The following is a 1,912-nucleotide window of genomic DNA, read 5'->3' on the forward strand; positions in this document are numbered from 1 at the left end:
GCAATCTGTTGGGCGCTGTTGGGCGCTGACGCCCAATTCTTTCGCAACGGATGCGGCTGTGCGACTTGGAAGCTCGGACAGACGAACTGCTTCTTTGCGGAATTCTTCGGTGTACGCTGGATTACGATGTTTAGCCATAAATCACCTCTCAATTAGACCCTAGATCTAACTTAGTAAAGTGTCTACTAAACGTGGGGTACTCGGAGGTATAACGCCCAATTAAGTTGCAGACCAACGCAAACCTGAACCTAAAGCAACGCACCGATTACACCTAAACCATTTGGTACTGAAAATGCCACGCGTTGGCTGTCAGCTTAAATTGTTTGTTATGTGCTTGGTTCATCAATCGGTACTACAGGGAAACCGCTCGGCTGATCAGGAAAATCAGATACAGGTAGCTCAAATTTTTCTCCTGCCCAATATAAATTACCACTTGGCTCATATTGTACGGGTATATCGCAGACTTTTGCTGTAATAAAGTGCGTTTTACAATATACCTCTGAAGCTTGCTCGGGGTACTCTACGTTAAACGAATACATCCTTTCTTGATTCAAAGCTCCGATATTAAAGTTTAACTGGGGACTGTATATATCACCAACCAAAGTAACGTTAATCAGTGATTGGGCAGCCACGGTCTGACAGGTAGGCTTTTTTAAATTGAGGTTACAAATTGTGATTTCATTGTCAGTATTATTATAAAAAGCCATTTCAATGGCATAACTGCAACCTTGTAAGCTCAATAAGCCAAATATTAATAGTATTCTATGCGTCATAAGTTCCCCTTTCCCTCCTTGCACATAACGCCGCATTAAGGGGTGAACAACGCCTCCACCCGACCTAAAGTATTGTACCGTAAACACTAAATTTGAAGTAGATACAAAAATGCCAAGCGTTGAGAATCCCTCTTAAATGCTTTGTTATAACAACATTACTCGGCACTAAAATAAACATCACCATAATAAGACTCCGCTATCAAACCACTATTATCTGTATCGGTCATTACGGCAATAATATCAATATAACGATATGCTTCCATGTTCTTTTCTACACTTCCCTTATCACCAAAGCAATCAATCAAATCTTTGTACACATTACGTTTTTCATAATACCAAGTATTTACATCTGATAGATGCCCTCGCACTGAGAGCATTCTAACGCTTGAACCCGCATACACGTTATCCCAGACCTCACCAGTGTCTTGCGAACCCGACCAAACGTAATTAAGAGCTTTCGTATTTAAGCCCATAAAACCCGATTCAATAACAACATAGATTCGTGCAGCATAGTCATCTCCATCCCTACTATGTTCGTTTAACGCAGGGAGAACTTCAGAAACGCGCCAACTCCAACTCATAAACGGCGTATCGAGTAAATCAATTCGTATTTTCAAAGCAAGCCCTGAAGCACTGTTATGACTAGATGCCTTTAATACACTAAATCCGTCAAGTTCAACCAATTCATATACAGTTTCACCTGAAAATACTTGCTCATCCCATGAACCAATCCCATCGGTATCGAATGAAGTCACATTAATATTTGCATTGGCAGAAAAACAAAGCATAGATAATGCGAAAAATAGTAACCTTTCCATTAATTTAGCCTCCAGCCAAACTTATTTGTTGTTTGGTGTACCCCACAAAAAGTAGACAGTACATAACTACATACTTTCGTACTCAACGGGACTGACATGCCCCAACGCTGAGTGTCTTCTCTTTCGATTGTAGAACACTTCGATATATTCGAAGATCCCCATTCGGGCTTCTTCGATTGTTTGATAATCTTCTGCGTAAATCAATTCGACTTTCAGTCGACTGAAGAACGACTCCATTACCGCATTGTCCCAACAGTTACCCTGACGGCTCATGCTTGGTACTCCTCCATGCTTTCGCATGAAGTCCTGATACTTATAAGC

At 41.1% G+C, this 1,912-nt stretch carries 4 protein-coding genes; all 4 read right to left on the reverse strand.

The annotated features are described in order from the left end of the window. Window positions 1-138: transposase (locus L4C39_RS19990; RefSeq protein ID WP_429747743.1), on the reverse strand; the 138-nt coding region annotated here is incomplete at its 3' end. Window positions 139-326: 188 nt separating this feature from the next. Next, on the reverse strand, window positions 327-773 hold the full coding sequence (locus tag L4C39_RS19995; protein ID WP_429747739.1) for a hypothetical protein: 447 nt from the start codon (window positions 771-773) through the stop codon (window positions 327-329). A gap of 155 nt (window positions 774-928) precedes the next feature. Then, the gene (locus tag L4C39_RS20000; RefSeq protein WP_171757590.1) at window positions 929-1,591 is read right to left on the reverse strand and encodes a DUF3047 domain-containing protein; all 663 of its coding nucleotides are present in this window, start codon (window positions 1,589-1,591) and stop codon (window positions 929-931) included. 66 nt (window positions 1,592-1,657) lie between these two features. Next, window positions 1,658-1,912, reverse strand: a 255-nt coding sequence (locus L4C39_RS20005) for an IS3 family transposase (protein ID WP_429747741.1), incomplete at its 5' end; no start/stop codon positions are given.

It is taken from the genome of Vibrio clamense (genome assembly GCF_050337905.1).
GTDB classification, from domain to species: domain Bacteria; phylum Pseudomonadota; class Gammaproteobacteria; order Enterobacterales; family Vibrionaceae; genus Vibrio; species Vibrio cortegadensis.

Coding starts and splice junctions, on each gene's coding strand:
- L4C39_RS19995 (WP_429747739.1), bottom strand. CDS start 773: ATGACGCATAGAATACTATTAATATTTGGCTTATTGAGCTTACAAGGT.
- L4C39_RS20000 (WP_171757590.1), bottom strand. CDS start 1,591: ATGGAAAGGTTACTATTTTTCGCATTATCTATGCTTTGTTTTTCTGCC.